The 24533-nt window shown below is 33.0% G+C and carries 20 protein-coding genes; 7 read left to right on the forward strand and 13 right to left on the reverse strand.

The window, feature by feature from the left end; translation table 11 throughout:
• Positions 1–24 precede the first annotated feature (24 nt).
• Positions 25–1410: a class II fumarate hydratase gene (locus HA152_RS08635; RefSeq protein ID WP_209135532.1), complete on the forward strand. Its 1386-nt coding sequence runs from the start codon at positions 25–27 to the stop codon at positions 1408–1410.
• Between the two features lie 10 nt (positions 1411–1420).
• Here the strand turns inward: HA152_RS08635 and HA152_RS08640 are convergent, their stop codons facing one another.
• On the reverse strand, positions 1421–4147 hold the full coding sequence (locus tag HA152_RS08640; protein ID WP_209135534.1) for a DEAD/DEAH box helicase: 2727 nt from the start codon (positions 4145–4147) through the stop codon (positions 1421–1423).
• Between the two features lie 139 nt (positions 4148–4286).
• Between HA152_RS08640 and HA152_RS08645 the strand changes: the two genes are divergently transcribed.
• Genes HA152_RS08645 through bioA form a run of 5 tightly spaced genes read left to right on the forward strand, consistent with a single transcriptional unit; the run spans position 4287 to position 8851 of the window.
• Positions 4287–5426, forward strand: coding sequence for an aminotransferase class I/II-fold pyridoxal phosphate-dependent enzyme (locus tag HA152_RS08645; protein WP_209135536.1), 1140 nt, complete (start codon positions 4287–4289; stop codon positions 5424–5426).
• The gene (locus HA152_RS08650) at positions 5423–6136 is read left to right on the forward strand and encodes a hypothetical protein (protein ID WP_209135538.1); all 714 of its coding nucleotides are present in this window, start codon (positions 5423–5425) and stop codon (positions 6134–6136) included. The genes HA152_RS08645 and HA152_RS08650 overlap by 4 nt, the downstream gene beginning before the upstream one ends.
• A complete protein-coding gene (locus HA152_RS08655) occupies positions 6129–6887 on the forward strand; it encodes a methyltransferase domain-containing protein (protein WP_209135540.1) in 759 nt (252 codons plus the stop codon). The genes HA152_RS08650 and HA152_RS08655 overlap by 8 nt, the downstream gene beginning before the upstream one ends.
• Positions 6884–7549 (forward strand): dethiobiotin synthase, encoded by a 666-nt coding sequence (gene bioD / locus HA152_RS08660; protein WP_209135542.1) that lies wholly within the window; start codon positions 6884–6886, stop codon positions 7547–7549. The genes HA152_RS08655 and bioD overlap by 4 nt, the downstream gene beginning before the upstream one ends.
• Positions 7550–8851 (forward strand): adenosylmethionine--8-amino-7-oxononanoate transaminase, encoded by a 1302-nt coding sequence (gene bioA / locus HA152_RS08665; protein WP_209135544.1) that lies wholly within the window; start codon positions 7550–7552, stop codon positions 8849–8851. It abuts the gene before it with no gap.
• Between the two features lie 8 nt (positions 8852–8859).
• On the opposite strand, the gene HA152_RS08670 is transcribed toward bioA, so the two are convergent.
• Both HA152_RS08670 and HA152_RS08675 read right to left on the reverse strand, forming a co-directional pair.
• Entirely contained in the window at positions 8860–9117 is a 258-nt protein-coding gene (locus HA152_RS08670; protein ID WP_025889355.1) for a DUF3143 domain-containing protein, read from the reverse strand.
• Positions 9118–9133: 16 nt separating this feature from the next.
• Positions 9134–9574, reverse strand: a complete 441-nt coding sequence (locus tag HA152_RS08675; protein WP_209135546.1) for a J domain-containing protein — start codon at positions 9572–9574, stop codon at positions 9134–9136.
• An 89-nt stretch (positions 9575–9663) separates the two neighbouring features.
• On the opposite strand from HA152_RS08675, the gene rsmG reads away from it, so the two are divergent.
• Positions 9664–10377 carry a 16S rRNA (guanine(527)-N(7))-methyltransferase RsmG gene (rsmG, locus tag HA152_RS08680; RefSeq protein ID WP_209135548.1) on the forward strand — a complete coding sequence of 238 codons (714 nt, stop codon included), beginning with the start codon at positions 9664–9666 and terminating at the stop codon, positions 10375–10377.
• Positions 10378–10379: 2 nt separating this feature from the next.
• Here the strand turns inward: rsmG and HA152_RS08685 are convergent, their stop codons facing one another.
• From HA152_RS08685 to rpoB, 10 genes are all read right to left on the reverse strand, one after another.
• Positions 10380–11573, reverse strand: a complete 1194-nt coding sequence (locus HA152_RS08685) for an aldo/keto reductase (RefSeq protein ID WP_209135550.1) — start codon at positions 11571–11573, stop codon at positions 10380–10382.
• 10 nt (positions 11574–11583) lie between these two features.
• Entirely contained in the window at positions 11584–11943 is a 360-nt protein-coding gene (locus HA152_RS08690; RefSeq protein WP_209135552.1) for a ferredoxin, read from the reverse strand.
• 9 nt (positions 11944–11952) lie between these two features.
• The gene (locus tag HA152_RS08695) at positions 11953–12345 is read right to left on the reverse strand and encodes a DUF1257 domain-containing protein (protein WP_025946412.1); all 393 of its coding nucleotides are present in this window, start codon (positions 12343–12345) and stop codon (positions 11953–11955) included.
• Positions 12332–12547: a DUF2997 domain-containing protein gene (locus HA152_RS08700; RefSeq protein WP_209135554.1), complete on the reverse strand. Its 216-nt coding sequence runs from the start codon at positions 12545–12547 to the stop codon at positions 12332–12334. Before HA152_RS08700 ends, HA152_RS08695 begins: the two co-directional genes overlap by 14 nt.
• A gap of 149 nt (positions 12548–12696) precedes the next feature.
• Positions 12697–13464 carry a HEAT repeat domain-containing protein gene (locus HA152_RS08705; protein ID WP_209135556.1) on the reverse strand — a complete coding sequence of 256 codons (768 nt, stop codon included), beginning with the start codon at positions 13462–13464 and terminating at the stop codon, positions 12697–12699.
• Positions 13465–13676: 212 nt separating this feature from the next.
• Positions 13677–14723 (reverse strand): 23S rRNA (adenine(2503)-C(2))-methyltransferase RlmN, encoded by a 1047-nt coding sequence (rlmN, locus tag HA152_RS08710; RefSeq protein WP_209135558.1) that lies wholly within the window; start codon positions 14721–14723, stop codon positions 13677–13679.
• A gap of 29 nt (positions 14724–14752) precedes the next feature.
• Positions 14753–14905, reverse strand: a complete 153-nt coding sequence (locus tag HA152_RS08715; RefSeq protein WP_011863593.1) for a high light inducible protein — start codon at positions 14903–14905, stop codon at positions 14753–14755.
• A 54-nt stretch (positions 14906–14959) separates the two neighbouring features.
• Positions 14960–19060 carry a DNA-directed RNA polymerase subunit beta' gene (locus tag HA152_RS08720; RefSeq protein WP_209135561.1) on the reverse strand — a complete coding sequence of 1367 codons (4101 nt, stop codon included), beginning with the start codon at positions 19058–19060 and terminating at the stop codon, positions 14960–14962.
• 35 nt (positions 19061–19095) lie between these two features.
• Complete coding sequence (locus HA152_RS08725; protein WP_209135562.1) at positions 19096–21000, reverse strand: DNA-directed RNA polymerase subunit gamma; 1905 nt, start codon at positions 20998–21000, stop codon at positions 19096–19098.
• Between the two features lie 38 nt (positions 21001–21038).
• Complete coding sequence (gene rpoB / locus HA152_RS08730; protein WP_209135563.1) at positions 21039–24332, reverse strand: DNA-directed RNA polymerase subunit beta; 3294 nt, start codon at positions 24330–24332, stop codon at positions 21039–21041.
• Positions 24333–24533 lie beyond the last annotated feature (201 nt).

Genomic DNA, 24533 nt, shown 5'->3' on the forward strand with positions numbered 1-24533 from the left:
TAAACCAGTGTTTTCAGAGGAATAATGACAAAAAACTTTAGGATTGAAAAAGATAGTATGGGAACAATAGAGGTTCCCACTCAAGCTTTGTGGGGCGCTCAAACACAAAGATCGATAAAAAATTTTTCTATTGGAGAAGAATTAATTCCAATTGAATTAATTTATTCACTCACCCTTATAAAAAAAGCTGCTTCAATCGCGAATTTCAATTTAGGGTTAATAGATAAAAGAAAAAAAGATTTGATTGTAGAGGCATGTACAGAAATACTTGATGGACTTCATGATTCACAGTTTCCATTAAAGGTTTGGCAAACAGGAAGTGGCACGCAGACAAATATGAATGTTAATGAGGTAATTTCAAATATTGCAGCATTAAAAACAAATTCAGAGCTTGGTAGTCATCAACCAATTCATCCTAATGATGATGTAAATAAATCTCAGTCAACTAATGATACTTTTCCTGCTGCTATTCAAATATCAGTTGTTAATGAAATAATCAAAAATTTAGTTCCAACGATACGAGAACTTACTAAGATTCTTGATAAAAAAAGTGAACAATGGAAAGACCTCATAAAGATAGGAAGAACCCATTTTCAAGATGCAGTGCCCCTTACTTTTGGGCAAGAAATATCAGGATGGTCAGAGCAACTTAAAGATGCTGAGAATGCAATTACTATAAGTCTGAATGAATTGTATTTTTTACCTTTAGGAGGAACTGCAGTTGGAACAGGTATTAATTGTCCAAAAGGATTTTGTGAAGAGTCTATAAAATCAATTTCCGATGATACTAATCTAATGTTCTATAAATCAAAAAATAATTTTTCTATCATGGCCTCTCATGATCGTCTAGCTCAAGTAATGAGTCAGATAAAAATATTAGCAGGTGCATTATTTAAAATTTCAAATGATATAAAAATTCTATCTTCTGGTCCAAGATCAGGAATATATGAATTAATTATTCCTCAAAATGAACCTGGAAGTTCTATCATGCCGGGTAAAGTGAATCCAACTCAATGTGAAGCCTTATCAATGGTTTGTACTCAGATAATGGGTCTTGAATATGCAGTCTCAATGGCAAATTCTAGCGGTACTTTACAGATGAATGAATATAAGCCTCTAATTGGATTTAATATTCTCACAAGTTTAAAATTACTTAAAAATGTAATAGAAAACTTCAGAATAAATTTAGTTGATGGGATGGAACCTAATCAAAAGAAAATGAAGTTAAATTTAGAAAATTCACTAATGTTGGTTACAGCCATAGTGCCAAAAGTTGGTTATGAAAAAGCAGCTAAAATTGCAAACCTTGCCTTCAAAGAATCATTAAATTTAAAAGAGGCAACACTTAAATTAGGTTATTTAAACGAAGATGAATTTGATGAAGCAATGAATATCAATTCAATGATTTGATTAAAAAAATTTAAGAATTGTTGTCAATTCTTTTTGTTGCAGGATTAATATCTTCAGAGACTTTTATAAGATCATTAGATTCAGAAACAGGAAAACGATTAATAGCTTTTAATGCTAGCTTTGCTTTGCTTTTTAATTTATTACTAACACCAATACAGTATTGCACTTGAGAAAGGACATCAATTGATCTTCTAATAATCCTCACTACATCACCTTCGTCTAATGAAGTATTAAAAACCAAGTCTTTCCATTTTTTTCCTCTAGCCCATTCAGAAATAATTCCAGTCAACTCTGTTTCTAAATAGATAGGGATTTCAATATGAAACTTATTTTGTTGAAAAGAGACTAATTTTCTTAAACCATCTAATTCATTAAAAACATCTATTAATTTTAAAGAAGGCTTGAAATTACACCAAAGATTAGGCCTTCTTACATCAACACATATAGCTTGAATAATTGCAGCTAACTCAGGAGGATCTAAATCGTCTAAATAACCACTAACTAAAACAAGACCAATCCATAATTCATTTTCACTTCTTATTGCACCCACTGTTTGACCAACTTCTGTCAATTCCAAATCATTTAAACAACCAAAATGATTCAAAATTTGTATCAAATCGGTAAAAGTTCTCCAGTTATGATTTTCTTTATCCTCAAGAAGTTTTTTTCTAATATTTATTTCTTGTTCAACATCAATAATTCTTTTTCTATATTTCTTTAATTTCTTGGAGTCTCCAAATCTGTGTGCAGGATGATCAGTAACTGTTTCTTCTAAATTATTAATTTGTTGCTGTTGTGCCAAAACTTCCGTTGTCAAATCATATTGTGGAGTTTGTAAATCATTTTTTTTAGAAACTTCAAAAATTCGATCCGCATAACACTGCGACATATCATCTCCCCTAAATACCTCTCCAGAAAAATACATCTTTGGCACTTCAAGTCCTAAGACATCAATTGCATCCAAATCATTAAAAATACTTACAATATATGAGGGTTTTATAAGAATAAATAAATTATCAATTGTCAAACACAATAAACTCTTAATTTTTTGGGATTCATATATTTTCTTACAAATTAATCCTGGAACAATTTTTCTTTTCATTTGAGGAGCTTTGATTGAAATTAAGCTTCCATCTTCAATATATGGGAGTGCATTAGTTATCTCTTCTGATAATTTTTCTACTGATTGTTTTTCTAAAATTTTCAATAGTCTTCTCTCTTCTTTAAGACGATTTCTTAATTTTTCGTATGCATCAAAATCTTTCCATGAAACGTTAGATGTAATTTTTTTTAATTCAATTAAATCCTTATCTAATTTTTCAAGAATTATATTCTCACCTGATGATTCACCTAAATATAAAAAACTACCAAAACTTCTTTTAATTAATTCTTTAGACTTCTCTAAAGTATAACTTTGTAAAAGATTAAGTACCATTCCATAGCTAGGAGTGAATTGACTTTCTAAAGAATTTGGTTTGCTAATCGCCAGTGCACTTGCTTCTTTGGCACCTTCGAATCTTGTTTGTAATGTAACAACATATCCCTGGGTATCTTTTCCTCTTCTTCCAGCTCTTCCTGACATTTGCAAAAATTCACTGCTAAATAATAATCTATGCCCATCTTCTGTCCTTTTTGATAAAGAAGAAATAACAGTTGTTCTTGCGGGCATATTTATTCCTGCAGCAAGAGTTTCAGTTGCAAAAACAACTTTTATTAAACCTTGCTGAAATAATTCCTCAACCAATTCTTTCCATGCAGGCAATAATCCAGCATGATGAGATGCAATACCGCGTTTTAATGCCTCGCATTGAGATTTATCTTTAATTGCTTCCTGATTATTTTTAAGATAAACATCTAATTTTTGAGATATCATACTTGCTTCTGAATAACTTACTAAAGTTAAATCTTTTATATTCTCAATTGCCTTGTCACATCCTCTTCTACTAAAAATAAAATAAATAGCTGGCAACATATTTCGTTCAGCTAGTTTCGAGATCACAAAGCCAATTGAGGGAGACTTTGGTTGCATTATCCTACCCACTTTCCCTCTTATTTTCTGCCCTTTAGGAGCTCTCCAAATCTTACAGTTTGGATGAATTCCATTACCTTTATTATTTAAAAGTGGATGAAGACCTTTAACACTACAAAAAATAAAATCAAGTGGTACTGGTCTCTTATCACTATTAATTAGTACTGTGGGCCCATGAACTTTTTCTATCCAATTTTGTAATTGATCTGCATTTGCTATTGTTGCTGATAAAGCTATTATTTGAGTTCTACTAGGGCAATGGATTATAGTTTCCTCCCAAACTGTGCCTCTTTGGGGGTCATTCATATAATGACATTCATCAAGAATTACAGATTCTAAATTTTCTAAGGGATCATCAAATTCATCAAATTCGCCATAAAGCATGTTCCTAAAAATCTCAGTCGTCATGACTAAGATTGGTGCTTCTCTATTTATGCTTATATCTCCAGTTAAAAGACCAACTTTATTCTCACCATATTGATTGGCAAAATCTCTAAACTTTTGGTTTGATAGGGCCTTTAAAGGTGTTGTATAAAAAACTCTACTGTCATGAGATAAGCCTCTATATATAGCAAATTCACCTATCAATGTTTTACCCGAACCTGTTGGTGCTGTTAACACAACAGAATTTCCGCTATTAATAGCTCGTATTGCTTCTAATTGGAAATCATCTAGCGGAAAGGGGAAATATTCCTCTAAATTAAGCAATAATTGTGATTGAAGAGAGGATGAGTTAACTTCTTAATATATGATCTATATAGATATTAATAAACAAAAAATACCTTGCAAACTTTAATACTAAATCTAAATCTTTTTAATTAAATCCACTATATTTTATTTTGCCAAAATGAAAAAAGTAAAAATTCCAAAAAATAGAATCCGTAAATTAAAAACATTTTCTTTAGGTAAAAAATCCTTCGAACTTCTAAGTTTAAATTCGCAAAATAAAAAACTTATAGACTTATGCAGTAATGATTATTTTGGATTAAGCAGGGACAAAGATTTAATAAAAGCTGCTTACGAAATAAGCTTGTTAGAAGGCATCGGTTCAGGAAGCTCTAGGTTTATTACAGGTTCAAGACCAATACATAAATTATTAGAAACAGAACTTGCCAAGTGGCTTGATCAAGAGAAAGTATTACTTTTCCCAAGCGGATTTCAAGCAAATATAGCCGCTATCCAGGCTTTAGCAAAAAGAAATAGTATCGTAATAGCAGATAAATTGATCCATAACTCTTTATTGGTTGGAGTCAAAGCTGCTCAAGCAAAACTAGTTAGATTCTCACACAATAATTTAAAAGATTTAGAAGACAAAATTATTAAATCTGACCCCACAAAAAATTCCATTTTAGTTGTTGTTGAATCTCTTTATAGCATGGAGGGATCAATTGCTCCGCTCAAAGAAATAACAGAAATTTGCAAAAAAAATAGTGTTCAATTATTAGTTGACGAAGCTCATGCAATTGGGATCTTGGGCCCTGAAGGCAGGGGTTTAAGTTTTAATTGTCGTTCAGATATAAATATGATTACTGGAACTTTTGGAAAAGCATTTGGTAGCGGTGGAGCTTTCATCGCTTCCAATTCAGAAATTGGAGAATATCTTATTCAAACAAGTGGTGCATTTAGGTATACAACCGCACTTGCGCCATCTTTGGCTGCTGGGGCACTAGAAGGTTTAAAAAAAATTATAGAAAATAAAGAATGGGGTAATGATTTGTTATCTTCTGCTAATGTATGGAAAGATGAAATTATTAAAAATTTTAGTTTTCCAGTTCACGGAGATTCTCACATTTTATCAGTTATTGTTGGCGAAGAAGAGAAAGCAATTTATCTACAAAAATATCTCGAAGAAAATGGGTTTTTAGCAATTGCGATAAGACCTCCAACTGTTCCAGTGGGGCAATCAAGAATCAGAATAACAATACGAAGAAACTTAGATTTTAATTTGCTAAATAATTTCATTGCAGTATTAAAAGAGTTTAAATGAAACAAATTATTACTCAACATGGGTGGGGACTAAATAAATATTTCTGGGATGATTATAAAGTTGATTTTTTAAATAATAATTGGCATTGGCAAGATAATGAAAGGGGCTATTTTTCGACAAATAATTATCAAGCAAAATGGATTAAAAGCGAATCTAAAAAAGAAATCAGAATGACTTTATGTCATTCATTTGGTTTTCATTTAATGCCAAAAAAAATTTTAAAAGAAGCAACTCATATTGTTCTTATAAATTCTTTTAATAATTTTCTTCCTCTAAGTAATAAGAGAAACTTTATTTTGAGGTCTCTAAAAAGAATGGAAACAAAAATCATAAAAGATGAACCTAAGGATATGTTGAAAGAATTTATATATAGATCATTTATGCCAAATCATATGAATAATAGTTTTAAAAATATCTTTTATAAAAGTCTAGAGAGTTTAAATAAAACTCTTCTTTTAAGTGATTTAAAAGAACTTTACATCAATAGAGATTTTCCAGTATTTTTAAGAAAAGATTGCAAAGTTATTTTTATAAAATCAGAAAATGATTTGATTCTTGACAACGAATCAAATAATAACTTTTTAGATTCCTTAAATAAAACACTTGAAAGGAAGCCAATTTTAATTAAATTAGCTCAACAAGGTCATTGCTTGAATAATTTAAATTTATACGAGATCTTACGTAATACATTTAACGATCGAAATGGATAGTAAAAAGTGGAACGAGAAAATACAAAATAATTTTAATGATGCTGCATATCAGTATTTAGAGCATTCAAATATTCAGAAAGTTTTTGCAAAAAAGATTGCTCATCTTATTAAAGAATTAAATCCCCAAAAAAAAGGTGAATGGATAGATCTAGGATCAGGACCAGGACTATTAGCAGATGAAATAGAAAAAATATCTTCCCAAAAAGTATCCAGAATTGATTTCAGCAAAAAAATGCTTCTTGAGAATAAATTATCTAGAAAAAAAATTTTATGGGATTTGAATAATGATTTGCCTTCTGAAATAAATAACTGTTCTCTATTAACATCTAACTTTTGTATACATTGGTTAAACAACCCAGAAAAGATAATAAAAAATTGGTTTAGCAAATTAACACCTGGAGGTTTTTTAATCATTTCATATCCAACAAAAGATTGTTTTCCTGAATGGAAAGATACTTGTAAAAAAATTGATATTGAATATAGTGGTCTTAATTTCCTTTGCTCTAAAGAATTATTAAAAGATTTCAAATCAACTGAAATACATTATTCAAAGCAGTTTAATTTTCTTGAAAATTTTGAAGATGTGTATAAACTTTTTAGAAGCATTAAAAATGTAGGAGCACAATCAACAAACTGTAAACGAAAAACAGTGAAAGAGTTAAAGAAAATTCAAAAGTTTTGGCCAAAGAATTACAATAATACAGTGAACCTTTCATGGCAAATTGAGATTCAAATAATAAAGAAATTATGAATAGTCACAAAAATATTTTCAAATTTATAATTTGTGGAACAGATACTGATATTGGGAAAACATTAATAAGCTCTTTTTTCGTTAAAGGATTAAATTCTTTTTATTGGAAACCTATTCAAAGTGGGATTGAATTGCAAACTGATAGTCAAACTGTTGAAAAACTTGCACAAGTAAGTAAAGAGAAAATAATCAAAGAAGCTTATGTCTTTACAAAACCTCTATCTCCGCATTGGGCTGCTGAAATAGATCAAAAAGCTATTAACTTTGACAACTTGAGATTGCCAAAAGTGCAGGGCTCCCTAATTATAGAAACTGCAGGTGGATTAATGGTTCCAATAACACGCAATTTTTTGCAAATAGATCAAATAAAAGAATGGAATCTTCCGGTAATACTTGTATGTAAGAGCTCACTTGGCACTCTTAACCATACCTTGCTTAGTATTGAGGCCTTAAAACGAAGAAATATTGAGATTATAGGTTTAGTAGTTAATGGCGAAAAACACCTAGATAATCCAAAAACTCTAGTTGATTTTAGTGGTATTCCTTTAATTGCTGAATTTCCTTACATCGAAAAAATGGACTCAAATAATTTAGATATACTATGGGAAGAACTAGACATCAAGAATAAGTTGATCTCACTATTAAACACAAAAATAAGTTAAATGAAATCTTTGGATTCAAAAACTCCAAATCAAGATTGGCACCCAAATATTTGGCCACCTTTTACGCAAATCAATAACAGCAAACCGCAGATAGAAGTAACTCATGGTAAAGATGCCCTCCTATTTACTAAAGATCCTGAAAAAGAACTAATAGATGCAATTAGTAGTTGGTGGGTAACTCTTCATGGTCATAGTAACGAATATATTGCGGATGCCATTTTTGATCAATCAAAAAAACTTGAGCAAGTTATTTTTGCTGATTTCTTACATCCACAGGCAAAAAAATTAGCAGAAAGACTTAGTGAATTAACAAAACTAGAAAGATTATTCTTTTCTGATAACGGTTCTACTGCTGTGGAAGTCGCTTTAAAAATTGCCTTCCAATCATGGCAAAATAGAGGAGAGACAAGAACTCAAATAGTAGCTTTTGATGGCGCCTATCATGGTGATACATTTGGCGCAATGGCTTTAGGTGAAAGAAATATTTTTAATGAGAATTTCGATAATCTTATGTTCCCAGTTAGAAGAGTCCCATGGCCCTCAACTTGGATGAACGATGAAGAAGTAGAAAATAAAGAATATAAGGCGATCCAAAAATTAGAAACTCTACTTAAAACTCCCACAGTTGCAGTAATCCTTGAGCCACTTGTTCAAGGAGCAGGAGGGATGAATATGGTTAGGCCTCAGTTTATAAAAAAAGTTTCAGAAATTATAAAAAATAATAATTCTTTGTTAATTGCCGATGAAGTATTGACTGGGTTTGGAAGATGTGGAACCCTTTTTGCTTTTCAAAAGGCAAAAATCATGCCTGATTTAATAAGTATTTCAAAAGGTTTAACTGGTGGATTTTTACCGATGGGAATAACTTTATGTAAAGAAAAAATTTTTCAATCCTTTATTGATGATTCCCCAAGAAAAACTTTTTGGCATGGACATAGTTTTACTGCTAATCCTTTAGGTTGTGCTGCAGCAAACGCTAGCCTTGATTTATTAGAAAAAGAACCACAAAAATACCTTTCATTTGAAGAAAAACATTTATCTCATCTAATTAAATTTAAAAGCTTAGCTTATATAAAGAAGGTAAGGGTTTCTGGCACAATTGCTGCCTTCGATTTAGATATTGGGAACAAAAAAGGTTATTTCAATAATATTGGGAAAGAAATAAAGAGTCTTGCAATGGAGCAAGGTTTATTCATTAGGCCCCTCGGGAATGTTATTTACCTCTTACCGCCTCTCTGTATAACAGATGATCAATTGGGGAAAAGTTACTGGATAATAAGGCAAATCTTAGACAATCTTTAGATAGCATTTTAAGGTCCTTGCAGTATTGCATTTTCCACATCTTCTCTATTAATGCAATAGGAAAATAGTCTTTTAGTTTCTTGTCCTTCACTTTCCCACATAACACTTAAATCTTCTTGTTCAAAAATAATAGTTGCATTCCAATTTGAAAGTAACAGATACCATTTAGATGGATTATTAATATCCTTCACAGCACCTAAATCAGTGAGCCACAATTCCAATGATTGCAGTGAATTTTGATTGATAGGTTTTTTTGAGGGATTCACAGACTTTTTTAAAAAATTATTTAATTAGCCAAAGCGGTATTGTCTCTAGTTCTTTTCCAGTAAAAGAAGCAATAAAAATTGAACCAATTAAACTTATAGAAATGATGATAATTAAAAGAAACAACGAAAACAATTCTCCATTCGAAAAAGGTCTTCTATTTCCTATTAAATTTTGATTATTAGAATCGATTACTAAATTATTTAAAACGTTAGTATTCTTTGTAATCCTAGAGTTTTCTTTTAGTTTGTCATCATATATCTTCCTTAAATTACTATTATTTAAATGTTCATAAGCTTCAAGAACTTCTTGAAATTTACTTTTAGCAACGTCTATTTCTAATGAAGTTGTATCGGGATGCAACTCAATAGAAAGTTTACAAAATGCCTTTCTTAATTCATGATTGGATGCATTTTCATTTACACCTAAAATTTTGTAATAGGAAGTTTCCCCTTTCAAAATAATCTTTTATTAATAATGTAATTCTAATAAATTTTTACTAAATAGAATGTATTTAATGGATGGTTAAAATTCATATTTATAACGAAATGAAAAAACAAAACATTCCAAAAGAAATTCTTTCCTTAATAACTGAAGAAGAAATAAATTTATTTCAAGAGTTACAAATTAAAATTAAAGAATTAAATAATAAGACCAATCTCACAAGATTAACTGATGGTAATGATTATTGGGTATCCCAAGTTTTTGACAGCATTTGGCCATTCAAAGCTTTCACGAATATTAATTTTGATAATAAAAAATTTTTAGATATTGGATCAGGATGTGGCTTCCCAGGTTTAGCTTATGCAATAACTCATCCTAATTCTGAGATATACCTAATTGATTCTTTGAAAAAGAAAACAGATGCAATAAAAATTTTGGTTGAGCAGATCAATTTCAAAAACAATATTCATGTAATCAATGATCGTGTTGAGAATTTAGCCCACCTATCGTCAATGAGAAATAATTTTAATATTGCAACAACTAGAGCGGTTAGTAACCCATCAACAGTTTCAGAATATATACTACCAATGTTAAAAAAAGAAGGGTTTGGAGTTTTATATTGTGGAAAATGGACGAATCAAGAAAGCAAAAATCTAGATAAAACTTTAGAAATATTAGAAGGGAAAGTTAAAGATAAAAAAGCGATACTATTACCAAGAAATAAGGGCACCCGAAATATTATTCTTATTCAACCAAAGAATTCTTGTCCTGAAATTTATCCAAGAAAAGTTGGCAAACCTGAAAAAAATCCATTATGAAATTATTTTCTTGATAATCTTTTAGCATTCTTATCTCCAAACTTTTCTTTTAAATTTCTCAATTTTTTTATAACTTTTTTTGGATTTATATGACCTTCTAATACTTTCAATAATTGCCCTTCAGAAACATCTACATCTAGTAAATTCGCGTTGAATCCTGGGAACCAGTGGCTTCCATTACCAAGCAATTGATATCTAGCTCTTGCATATCCTTCCATACCCAACCAATCAATTAAATTTGAAAGCCAAAGAAGAATAGGAATATTAATATTTCCCGGAGTATATTCCCAACTTGGTAAATTTCTATTCCAATTTTCATGCCACTCTAAACCTAAGGAATGAATTGATTCCTGCCTTAATTTGTTAATTATCTTAGGCACATACTTCTCAGATTCTGATAACAACGAGACAGCTTCTAAATGCAGAGCAAAATCTGTCTCTTTGGCAATGCCGACACTCAAAGTATGGACATTTTGATTTCTTAAGCAAAAAAGATCATTAAAAACTATAGGATGAAGTGGTTTACAAAATTCCAACATTTTTCTCGAGGGAGTATGAAGATGTCCCCCTTTATCAGTAGGACTTATTATGAAAACCCCAAGATCATGCTTATTGGCTAAATTAATAACCTTTGTATTTTCCTGATTAATGAAATACCAGTGCAAATTTACATAATCAAATAAGTTTGTTGATATGGCCTTTTCTATAAGTGAAGATTCTCCATGGGTTGAAAATCCAATAGATCCAATTAAATTTTCTTTTTGAAAATTCCTCAAAATATCAATGCAACCTCCATCTCGAATAGCCTGATGTAAATGTTCAGCAGTATTGATACCATGTATTGCTAACAAATCAATTTTTTTAACTTTCAATTTTTCAATACTAGATAATACATCTCGCTTAAAAATTTCCGGATCACTATTTGGTGGAATCTTTGTTTGGATTATATTTGGGATTTTCTTAGTATTCTTAAAACACATCCCTAATTGCACCTCAGAAGTACCATAGTACTTGGCGGTTTCTACATGACTTAAGCCATATTGTGTTGCAAGATCTAATATATTTTCTACTTTATTTTGTTCTTCGTATGAAACCTCAGAAAAATCTAATTGATCCCAACTTTTTTGAAATCTCATACAACCTAAAGATAAAACAGGAATCTTCAGATTGGTTCTACCAAATCTACGATATTGCATCTTTTGGATATTAGTGCTTATTAATTCTCGGTGGCTTTCCAAATGTTTGAAACATATCTCTATCAAGACTATTCTCTAAATCATCTAATTCTTCAAATTTGACCCAATGAATACAATCAACAGGGCATGTATCTATTGCTTCTTGTATGACATCAGAACTATCTCCATCTTGCCTAATAGCTCGACTTCTACCATGAAATTCATCAACAGTGAAAGTGTTCGAAGCGACGTGAACACAGTACTGACAACCAATACACTTTGCTTCATCAACCCATACAGCTTTTTCTGCTAACTGACCACCTAAAACGGGCTCATAGCCTGTAATCTCAATATTTTCTTCAGTATTATGAAATGGATCCGTAAAATCCATATCCTGAAATTAGTTTTCCCATTTGGTTAAGACCAATTCAATAGAACCATCATTTTTATTTTTTTGCTCTACGATTTGATATCCATCTTCTTGTGTTTTTGAAATGATTGTTTGGTAAGCATACATTTGTGTAACTTTTGAGATAAATCTTTCTACTGGAATCTCAAATTTCCATAGATCGAGATCAGTAACTAATTCATATGCATTAGAATTGTTATCCCATTTAAATCCAACTTGGGTATCACCAGGTAAATTCATACTTATATCAACTGCTGTGAATTGACCTTTATATCCTTTTACAAACTTTTCTTCTTGATTAATACTATAACCAAAATGATTCAAAGCCTTAATTAATGGCTCTACTTCTTTGAGCTGAGTTTTAATTGTACTAAAGTGTGACATTAGATTCGTTATTTAATTGTGTTAAGTTTTCACTTTGATTAGAGATGAAAGCATCAGAAGTTTTATTTTTAACTGTTACTTTACCGAGAGACTCTTCAAGATTTCTTGTAGCTTCATTGCATGAATTACCAGTAAATCCCTCAACAGTCTCTTCAACTCTTCCGTCTTGATGAATTTTGAATCTCAATGTTTTTTGAGGCATTAAATTCAAGTACTGAGTACTTTTACTTTATATAGAATAACGAAATTTTTTTGTTTCAGTTGGTACAAGTTAATTAATTTTAATTTTTATATTGAATATCTGATAAATAAACTTTTTCAGTAGAGTGCTTATAAAAAAAATTAAGAAATTTAGTTATAAAAACCTTGCATTCCCATTGAATCCAAAGCAGTTTTTGCTTCTTCCATAACGGAGGGTTCTTTATCGAAAAGAGCTATCTTGGTACATTCATCAACGAAACTTTCTTGAAATGTATTATTTAATTTTTCGTACAATCTACACAATGACCAGATGCAATTACTTCTTACACCTGGTTCATTATCTATTTTTAAACTTATTAAAAGTTGATCTGCTGCCAATTGAGCATTTTTCAAAGAAACATTCCCGATTTCAGCTAAAGAACTAGATGACCATAACCTTACCGCAGCTACATCGTTCTTCAAAGCATTTATTAATGGCTCCAAAACAATTTGATTATCATAATTAGCTAAACTCCATGCCGTCGCTCTTCTGACATAAGCATTATCGTCAGTCTCCAAAAGACTAACAAGTTTCTCTACCGCATTAGGACATGGATTACGACCCAAAGCATATACAACACTCATTCTTTCGACAGGACAAGGTTGATCAAGTAATGGTAACAAGAGGGGGAAAGATCTTGAATCTCGATATTCACAGAATATTCTTAATCCCTGTATTCTTTCTTCTCTATTACCTTTTAACATTTTTAATGCTTCATTACACTCCTGAGTTATGTTTAAACCTTTTGGGAAAGAATCTTCATCAATTTGTTCTAAAGGATCTATTTCAATTTCTAAGGCCAATTCTCTCGCTAAAACGTCTGGATCAACAGCGATATCAACTAAGCTTTCTTTATTAGGATCCTTATTTTTTGTCATTTTAAAAACTAAAAATATTAATTTATGGGGGCAGGTGACATCATATCTCCTGGCAACCAAATTCTGGCACTGACCGCAAAGAAGGCAATCCCAAAGAGTGAGACGATAGCGAAAGGTAAAATTTTTGTCTTAATAAAACCCAAAGATTTAAGATTAATTAACACAATAATAACCTGTTTAAGAGACTTTTAAAAAATTTTTTTTAGATAATATTATTTATTTTTTGCATTTTGTCTTAGCTGACCACATGCAGCATTTTTATCTAGACCTCTGCTTTTTCGCAAGCTAACAGCGATGCCATTGTTAACAAGTCTAGATTGAAATAATTGGAGATTTTTTAAAGAGGTTCGTTGAAATTCAACTTCGTCAATTTGGTTATACTGTATTAAATTTACGTGACATTGAAAACCTTTCAGCAAATTACTCAATTCATAAGCATGTTCTAATTTGTCATTCACCCCACGTAGCATTAGATATTCAAAACTTACCCTCCGACCAGTTTCTCTTACGAATTTCTTACAGTCTTCAACTATATTTTTGATTTCATAGTTTTTTGCACTAGGTATTATCGTCTCTCTTGTTTTTTGATTTGAAGCATGTAGGCTAATCGCTAATGTAAATTGACAATTACCCAAAATTTGAAAAGACTTTGCTGATAATTTACTTATCATTTTTGGAACAGCTACTGTGCTTACAGTTATCTTTCTCTGACTGATCTGAAAATCATTATTTATAGATCTAATTGAAAAAAGTAAGTCATCAATATTCAATAAGGGCTCGCCCATACCCATGAAAACAATATTAGTCACTTTTTTTTTCATTTCATGTTCGATAAATAAAATTTGATCTAAAATTTCACTTGCTTTTAAAGATCTCTTTAAACCCTCCTTGCCAGTTGCACAAAATTTGCAGTCCATTGGGCAACCAACTTGACTAGAAAGACAAGCAGTTAATCTTTTTTCAGTTGGTATACCAACGCACTCAATACTTTCATTATCATCCGTAGAAAGTAACAACTTTAAAGTACCATCGTTAGCTAAATTTCTTTCTTTAATAATCAGCTCACTAATCTTAAAACCATCATCCTTTAACTTATTTCTAAAATCTAAAGGTAAAACTTCTATTTGATCAATATTTTTGTTCTTATTTCTATAGTTATAAATCCAGTTATAGATTTGGCGACCCCTAAAAGCAGCCTGACCATAATCTAAAGCTACATTCTCTAAATCATTAATACTACTTCCAAGAAGATTTTTCAAATTTAGTAGTCTTTATTTTAAAACTATTTTCACCATAACAGCAAACCATGTTTTAGGAAGAATTCTGTAAGAATAAGGGCAATAAAACCAATCATGGCCATTCTTCCATTAAGTCTTTCATTATAAAAATGGAATCCATAACGAGGTAATTTTCTTTTGGGTACAATCTCTGGCTTAATCATCACTTACAAATTTAAAAATCTATTCTAGTCACTAAAAATTATAATAGATAATATTTATTCATCAGAAAGAAGACCCTCCTCCTGTAATCCCTCCAATGCGGCAGGATCAGGTAATTGATCTTCAGAGAATTGATTTTCAGCATTAGGCCTTGCAAAGGCCGCAAAATTACTCGAAGAAGGATCTATTCCATGTCGATTTCTCGTTGTCTCCAAATCTTCATCACTAGGATCATCAAGTATTGCAGTAGAGCTTACGGCAGGTGATTGTGGCATATCAACTGTATAATCTGGCCTTAAGTTCTGTGCTCTTCTGTAGCCACCAGATTCTTCTGCAAGAATATCGGGATGAGGACCAGCTTCTGAGGATAATTCCTCCACAAAACCGCTAAAACCTGTACCTGCAGGTATTAATCTACCGATGATAACATTTTCTTTTAAGCCTCTTAACCAATCAGATTTACCTTCAATAGCAGCTTCTGTCAGAACCCTTGTTGTTTCTTGGAAAGATGCTGCTGAAATAAAACTATCTGTATTGAGAGAGGCTTTAGTAATACCCAACAAAACGGGAGTAAATTCTGCTGGAGCTCCTCCTGTAATTGCCATTGCTTGATTTGTATCTTCCACTTGTCTCAACTCTATGAGTTCACCAGGCAAAAGAGTTGTATCCCCAGCATCTTCTATACGGACTTTACTTGTCATCTGTCTAACAATAACTTCAATATGTTTATCATCGATTGCTACACCCTGCGACTTATAAACATTTTGTACCTCACTTACCATACTTCTTTGTAGTTTTGATATAGATATTCGAGCTGCATCTATCAGAGGGTTTTGATCTTTTAAATCATTGAAATAGCAATCTAATAGTTCATGTGGATTAATTGGACCATCAGTTAAAGATTCTCCACCTTGAACTTGTTGTCCATCACTAACCATTATATTTTTACCAATTGATAGTTGATATTCATTAACTAAATCATCTTGTTCAATAACTGATAAAGAAACTGATTCTTCATCATTACCTTGTTTAATCTGAACAATTCCAGATTTTTTACATAGAATTGCTGAATCTCTGGGTCTCCTAGCTTCTAGTAACTCTTCAATACGAGGTAATCCTTGTACAATATCTCCAGTTTTCTGTCTTTCAAACACAAGTAGAGCTAAACCATCTCCCCTAAGAACCAAGTCTCCGTCTTTAACATGTAAAACTGAGTCAGGAGAAACCATATAAGGCCTGCCAAGTCTTAAGGTTACTGAACTATTAGAAATCTCCTCTATTTCTCCACAAGAAGTTGATTTTACAGAATTACTAATAGGATCACCATCAACTACACGATCACCAACTTTAACTACTGCTTTACCACTAATTTTAATTTTAATTTTATCTTCTTCTCTTTCAACAATTAACCTTCTTATTGGCTCATCATCAACAACATTTGGTAATTGAACCAATCCCTTCTCTTTACAAAGAATTTGAGTGGTAGCTATTACATCTCCTGCTTTTACTACTTGATTATTATTGACTTGCAGTTCTGTATGTGTTGAGCCATGACTGGAGTCAGATATAGTATCTCTTCTTACAAGAATAGACTCCAATATTACTAAATTTAATCTATTGATTGATGCATCATTTTCATCTTCAATCGACTCTACGTCTATAGTCATTTGAGGAGTAGCATCAAAGCTTTCAATACTTAAATGTGTTCTAAGTAATTCAACCCCTTCAACTGACTTTATCAATTCACCGTCTTTATAGGTAAGCCTTTGGATAGCTTTTAAGCCTAAATGTGGACCTTTTTCCTGCTTAACATGTGATAATTGTGGTAATTCCGCCTGGTCAGGAATAGTAAATTCTTCAACAGTTCTTAATAGCAAGCCTCGACATTTAGGTGTTTCTAATTTTTGAACAAATAGAATTTCTTTATTATCAACACCATCAAGTATCTTTTCGCCTGGATTCACAAGAATTCCTTCTTCTGTAAATCTATTCAAAACTTCTTCATCATCACACTCATGAAATGTTCCATTTCTTACAGTTATTTCACGAAGAATATCATTTTTTTCCGTAACTGTAACGATGCCTGACGTTTGACTAAAAATATCTTTTACAACTTCTGTTCCAGCTTCAATCCATTTCATATCTTCAATCATTAGAAGAGATATGTCCTTATTGATTTCATGTGTCTCTTGCGGAATCCAGAGCAATGTCCCTCCTTGACTTACTTCAAAACCATTTTTAGATGATCTCGCTTTTTTAACACTTAATCCCGGTGCATATTTTACTAGACCGCCAGTTTTTGTCCTGAACCTTTCATCCGTTAAATCTGCTACTACCTCACCATTACTGATTTTACTTCCCGGGGAAATGTTTAAACGATAAGATGTACCATCACTAGATTCCAAATTATATATTTGACCTGAGTGAGTAGATTCTTCAATTAATTTAAAATTAGTTAAAGACATTGAAGTAGTAACAATTTGAACTTCTCTTGAATCTCCTATTGATTCCCTTAATCGAACTTGTCCTCCAAACTCACTTGATTGACTTGCTTCTGCCAAAACTGTCCCTTCAACTACAGATTTTCCAGATGATATAACTGGTCTCGCATTTGGTGGCAAGTTATAAACATCTCCAGCTAAAACCCACAATCTGCCCAATCTTTGAGCTTTTAAGGTAATATTACCCTGCCTATCTGTTACCTCCTTTGGTTGAATAACCTTGTCGTACCTAACTTGACCAGCCAAATCACAAATCACATCTTTAGTTGCTTTTTCAACACTCTTTTTCACGGCTCCAGCAGTAATCTGAGCAACAGTTATGTCAGAACTAATTTCCTCACCGTCATCTACAAATAAAAGTGATCCACTAGAAACTTCAATTTTTTGAGCTTTGCCAGAATTATTTCCTTGAGGAACTATCTTGAGTATGAAATCAACTTCTGCTTGTTTAGCTTCTACGCCATGTGGAGTTCTATAACCTCTAACCTTTGCTTTTGAACTAAATTCAACTTTACCAGAAATTTTTGATCTTACAACTCCACTTTCGGCAGTTGATACACCCCCAGTATGGAAAGTTCTCATTGTCAATTGAGTTCCTGGCTCACCAATCGATTGAGCAGCAATAATTCCAACTGCCTCGCCTAAATCAACCAAATGATTATGAGCCAACGCCCATCCGTAGCACCTCCTACAAACGGATCTGTTAGCTTCACATGTTAAAGGGGATCTTATTTTTACTTCACTAATAGATGCTTTCTCAATTTCTCCTGACAATGAAGGATCTATAGCAGTGTTTTGAGAAACAACAAGGTTTTCTTCAGCATCAAAAATATCCTCAGCCGTAAGCCTACCAAGAAGTCTTGCTCCAAATTTACCATCTTCAGCTTCAACAACTATTGATCGTTCTGTTCCACAATCTTCTTCTCTTACAATTACATCTTGAGCAACATCAACTAATCTTCGAGTCAAATAACCAGAATCCGCAGTTCTTAAGGCAGTATCCACCAAACCTTTCCTTGCTCCATAAGAAGAAATTACATATTCAGTAACAGTAAGTCCTTCTCTAAAATTAGTTCTTATTGGCAGGTCAATGATTTCTCCTTGTGGATTAGCCATCAATCCCCTCATACCAACAAGTTGTCTTACCTGAGACATATTACCCCTTGCTCCTGAGTTAGCCATCATCCAAACGGAATTTAGTGGATCATTTTGATTAAAATTATTTTTTACAGCATCTACCAATCTTTCATTAGTTTCAGTCCAGGTATCTATAACTTTTGTGTGCCTTTCAACTTCGGTAATTTCACCAAGTCTATAGCATTCTTCTGTGGCAGATATTTGCTCCTCAGCTTGTCCTATTAAATCTTGTTTAGCTTCAGGAACTTTTAAGTCATCTACTGAGATAGAGACCGCAGCTTGGGTAGCATATTTAAATCCTAAATCCTTTAGATTATCTGCCATGGCTGCAGTTATAGCTGTTCCATGAGTTTTATAAGCCCAAGAGACTAAATTTTTTAAGGCTCTCTTATCAACTACCTTATTTTTAAATGATGGGGGCGTTTTAGCGAGAGCAGGCATTGTAACTGGATTGTTCTTTTTTGAGTTTTTAGTAGTTTTACGTACTCTAGATGTTTTTTTAGATTTAGATGAAGTCATGATTTTTTAAATAAATGAAAAATAGTTTTTAAAGATTACGTTTTAGATACAGAATCGATGATGGTATAGTTCATAACTACTCGCCCAACAGTTGTTAGAACAAATCTACTTATTAAATTATTATCAGAGTCAAATCTGTCCCTTCTTAAATTCCAGATTTCTAGTCTTGAGCCATCTTCTAGCTCTTGAGTTTTTTGTGGGCTACGCATTTCGTCTTCATCCTCAACTTCTCCATTAAATCTAACCCAAACCCATTCATGCAGTCTGAGTCTTTTATCTTCAAAGGCAAAAATAACATCTTCTAATGAAGCAAAAGTAGTCTTATTATCTCCGAATTCTGGTTGTTGATAATTCGGTTGCAAAGCCGTCAGATAATAAGACCCTAAAACCATATCTTGTGATGGAGTCACAATTGGTTCCCCAGTAGCAGGAGAAAGAATATTATTACTAGCCAACATAAGCATGCGTGCTTCAGTTTGTGCCTCTAAAGCTAAAGGAACATGAACTGCCATTTGATCTCCATCAAAGTCAGCATTGAATGCAGGACAAACTAAAGGATGAAGTTGTATTGCTCTACCTCCAACTAATTTCGGTTCAAAAGCTTGAATTCCTAAACGATGCAGCGTAGGGGCTCTATTTAAGAGAATTGGATGACCTTCAATAACTTCTTGAAGTACCTGCATAACTTCGTCATCAGCTTTTTGTATTAATTTTTTTGCGGCTTTAATATTATTCACAATATTTTGTCGTATCAATCTATGGATTACAAAAGGCTGAAAGAGCTCTATGGCCATTTCTTTTGGGAGACCACACTGATGCATTTTTAATTTAGGACCCACAACTATTACAGATCTTCCTGAATAGTCAACACGCTTTCCAAGTAGATTCTGTCTAAATCTTCCTTGTTTTCCTTCAATAATGTCACTTAGGGACTTAAGAGCTCTATTATTTGCTCCAACAACAGTCCTCCCTCTTCTTCCATTATCAATAAGAGCATCAACTGCCTCCTGAAGCATTCTTTTTTCATTTCTTACTATAATTTCAGGAGCTAAAATTTCTTGAAGCCTAGCTAGTCTATTATTTCTATTTATAACTCTTCTATATAAGTCATTTAGATCTGAAGTTGCAAATCTTCCTCCATCAAGCTGAACCATAGGTCTAAGATCAGGAGGTATAACTGGTATTGCGTCTAAAACCATCCATTCTGGTTTTGCATTAGTTGCAATGAAATTATCAATAACTCTTATCCTTTTTATAAGCTTTGCCCTCTTTTGACCTTTGCTACTAGAAATTTCTTCTCTAAGCTCCTCAGCAACCTGGTTTAAATCAAGATCCTCAAGTAATTGCTTCAGTGCCTCAGCACCAATTCCAACAAAAGGTTCATTTTCAATAGTTGAATCTTCTGCATAAATTTCATCTTCAATTTCCAGCCACTCATCCTCTGTGAGTAATTGCTTATATTTAAGTTCTTTATGATCACCTGGATCTAAAACGACATAACAATTAAAATATACAATTTGTTCTACATCCCTAAGCGGAATATCCAAAAGTATTGCAACGTAACTAGGGATTCCTTTCAAATACCAAACATGGGAAACTGGCGCAGCGAGTTTTATGTATCCCATCCTATGTCTTCTAACTCTACTTTCAGTTACTTCAACTCCACATCTCTCACAAACAATTCCGCGATGTCTTACCCTTTTGTACTTTCCACAATGGCATTCCCAATCTTTAGATGGCCCAAAAATCTTTTCACAAAACAATCCATCCATTTCTGGTTTAAGTGTTCTGTAATTAATAGTTTCAGGTTTCGTAACTTCACCAACTACTTGTCCATTGGGCAATGTCCTCTGACCCCAATCCATTATTCTTTGAGGAGAAGCTATTGAAATTTTGACGTAATCAAAGTGATTTTCAGTTCTTAAGTTGCTGTTTGTCATTTTTGGCGAATTTAAATTAAAAGGTTTTAATTGAGTATTTAATCTTCCTCATATTCAGAGGTTCCGAGTGATTCATAAGTCGGCCTTGATGGAGTATTTCTTCTCGGATTGATATCTTGCATTAAATCTACCTCTTTTCCTTCGTCTGTATAAACCCCTATATCCAAGCCAAGAGATTGTAATTCCCTCATAAGAACTTTAAATGACTCAGGAGTGCCTGGCCTTGGGATCGGTTTACCTTTTACGATCGCATTAAGCGCTTCATTTCTTCCTTGCATATCATCAGATTTAACTGTTAACAATTCCTGAAGAGTATATGCGGCTCCATAAGCTTCAAGAGCCCATACTTCCATTTCTCCAAGTCTTTGTCCACCTTGCTGAGCTTTACCGCCCAAGGGTTGCTGCGTAACTAAAGAGTAAGGTCCAGTGGATCTAGCATGAATTTTATCATCCACCAAATGGACTAATTTGAGGAAGTGAGAGTATCCGACAGCAACTGGCTGATCGAAAGGTTCCCCTGTTCTACCATCTTTAAGTAATAACTTTCCAGGATCCTCAGGATTGTAAACCCAAGCTTTTCCTGGCTGTTTTGAAGCTTCCTCTAAAAATGCTTGAACAGTTTGATGTGATTTTTCAGCTCCATACATTTCATCAAATGGAACAACTTTAACCCGGCAATTTAAGTTAGAAGCTGCCCAGCCCATCAATAATTCAAAAACTTGACCTACATTCATCCTACTTGGAACTCCTAAAGGATTAAGAACTATGTCCACAGGGGTTCCATCAGGTAAATAAGGCATATCTTCTCTTGGTAAGATTCTGCTAATAATTCCTTTATTTCCATGCCTCCCAGCCATTTTGTCACCAACTTGAATTTTCCTTCTCTGAGCCACATAAACTCTAACAACCATGTTGGCTCCTGGGGGTAATTCATCACCTTGTTCTCTAGTATAAATACGGACATCCAAAACCCTTCCCTTTTCAGTTTTAGGAACTCTGAGAGAATTATCTCTCACATCTCGAGCCTTTTCACCGAAAATAGCTCTTAACAGTTTTTCTTCAGGTGGCTGGTCTGATTCCCCTTTTGGAGTCACTTTTCCTACGAGAATATCTCCACTCTCGACAAAAGCACCAATTCTAATAATTCCCATCTCATCAAGATTATTCAAGCTTTCTTCCGAGATATTAGGAATCTCTCTGGTGATTTCTTCAGGTCCTAACTTCGTTTGTCTTGCTTCAATCTCATATTTTTCAATATGTACTGAGGTATATAAATCATCAGTTACCATCCTCTCGCTCACAAGTATGGCATCTTCATAGTTGTATCCCTCCCAAGGCATGTAAGCAATTAAAACGTTTTGGCCTAGGGCTATTTCGCCTCCTTCACATGCAGAGCCATCTGCCAAAACCTGGCCAGATATAACTTTATCTCCAATTTTAACTATGGGTCTTTGGTTAAGGCAGGTATCTTGATTTGATCTTTGATATTTCTGAAGATAGTGAAAGTGTTCATTACCATGCTCATCTTTAACGACAATCTCATTAGCGTCTACATAAGATACAGTTCCATTAACTTTTGTTATGGGAACCATTCCCGAATCTCTCGCAACTTGAGATTCTAAACCTGTACCAACTAAAGGACGTTCTGGCCTTAGCAATGGAACAGCTTGGCGTTGCATATTTGATCCCATTAGAGCTCTATTAGCATCATCATGTTCCAAGAAAGGAATGAGTGAAGTAGCAACTGAAATTACTTGAACCGGAGAAAGCTGAACGTAATCAACTTGATGAGGAGGGACTTTTTCAAAATCCTGTCTATATCTTACTGGTATTAGATTTGCAATTATATTGCCGTCCTTGTCAGTCGCGACATCTCCAGGAGCCACCCTACACTCATCTTCTAAATCTGCAGAAAGATAAACCGGATTACCTTCCTTATTAACTTTACCGTTATTAACTTCCCAAAAAGGTGTTTCAATAAAACCGTACTCATTAACTCTTGCGTGGGTAGCTAAAGAATTTATAAGCCCTGCATTAGGACCTTCAGGAGTCTCGATAGGACATAATCTTCCATAATGTGAAGGATGAATATCTCGTACTGCAAAGCCTGCTCTTTCTCTAGTTAAACCTCCTGGACCTAAAGCTGAGATTCTTCTCTTGTGTGTTAATTCAGCTAGAGGATTAGTTTGATCCATGAATTGACTTAATTGACTGGAGCCAAAAAATTCCTTTATTGCAGCAACCAAAGGTTTGGGATTGACTAGTTGAGCGGGAGTCAAAGAATCTGTTTCTCCTACAGTCATTCTTTCTTTGATAATTCTCTCTAAACGATTAAGTCCAACCCGAACTTGATTTTGAAGAAGTTCTCCTACAGATCTAACCCTTCGATTACCAAGATGGTCGATATCATCCAAACTAGCGCCGCCAATATCCAATTCAAGATTAATTAAATAATCAATTGTAGAAAGAACATCTTCATGTGTAAGCGTTCTAACTTCGTCTGGTACGGTAAGTCTCAATTTTTTATTAATTTTATATCTACCAACTCGGCCTAAATCATATCTTTTGGGATCAAAGAATCTACTGTGTAATAGCTGTTGCCCGCCGGAAACGGAGGGTGGTTCACCAGGACGTAGCTTCTTGTAAAGCTCAAGTAATGCTTGATCTTCTGAATTAATACCCTCTTCATTAGCTGACTCAATTGAGTTTTGATAAAACTCGGGATGCCTAAGTTTATCGACCACATCATTATCTGAAAGACCCATAGCTCTCATAAGAACATGAGCATTAATTTTTCTAGTTTTATCAACTCTCACAAAAAGTAAATTATTTTTGTCAGTCTCGAATTTTAACCATGCTCCTCTATTTGGGATAACGCTAGCGTTGTATGTTCTTCGACCATTTTTATCCAGCTCATCTTTGAAATATACTCCAGGACTTCGAACAATTTGATTAACAATAACTCTTTCGGCACCATTAATAATGAAAGTTCCCCTTTCAGTCATTAATGGTAGTTCGCCAATAAATACTTCTTGTTCTTTAATTTCCCCTGTCTCTTTATTAATTAACCTGCAAATTACATACATCTGAGATGCAAATGTAGCGTCCCTTCTTTTCGCTTCCTCAACGTCATGTCTAGGTCTTTTTAACCTGTACTCTTCTCCGATAAAATGTAATTCTAATTTACCTGTGTAATCAGAAATGGGGGAAAAATTTTGTAATTCTTCTATTAAACCCTTTTCCAAAAACCATTTAAAGCTTGCTCTTTGTACTTCAACTAAATCTGGTAGATAAGTAGCTGTTTTTGCTACCTGTAAAGCGCTACTGCTCATCCAAGAAAACCTGCGATTTTGTGAGATTTACTATTTACTTTTAATCTACTTAATAATTAGTTCTTTAACTTTTCAATTAATATGAGATCAACCATTAAATCTCGATTTCAACAAAAAACATTTAATAAAGAAGAATTAAATTTTGTTTAATGCTGATAAATCATTTATTGCGTAAGTTAAATTTTAAAAATTAAGAAAAAT

Origin of the sequence: Prochlorococcus marinus XMU1412 (assembly GCF_017696315.1) — a bacterium.
GTDB lineage: Bacteria > Cyanobacteriota > Cyanobacteriia > PCC-6307 > Cyanobiaceae > Prochlorococcus_A > Prochlorococcus_A marinus_AF.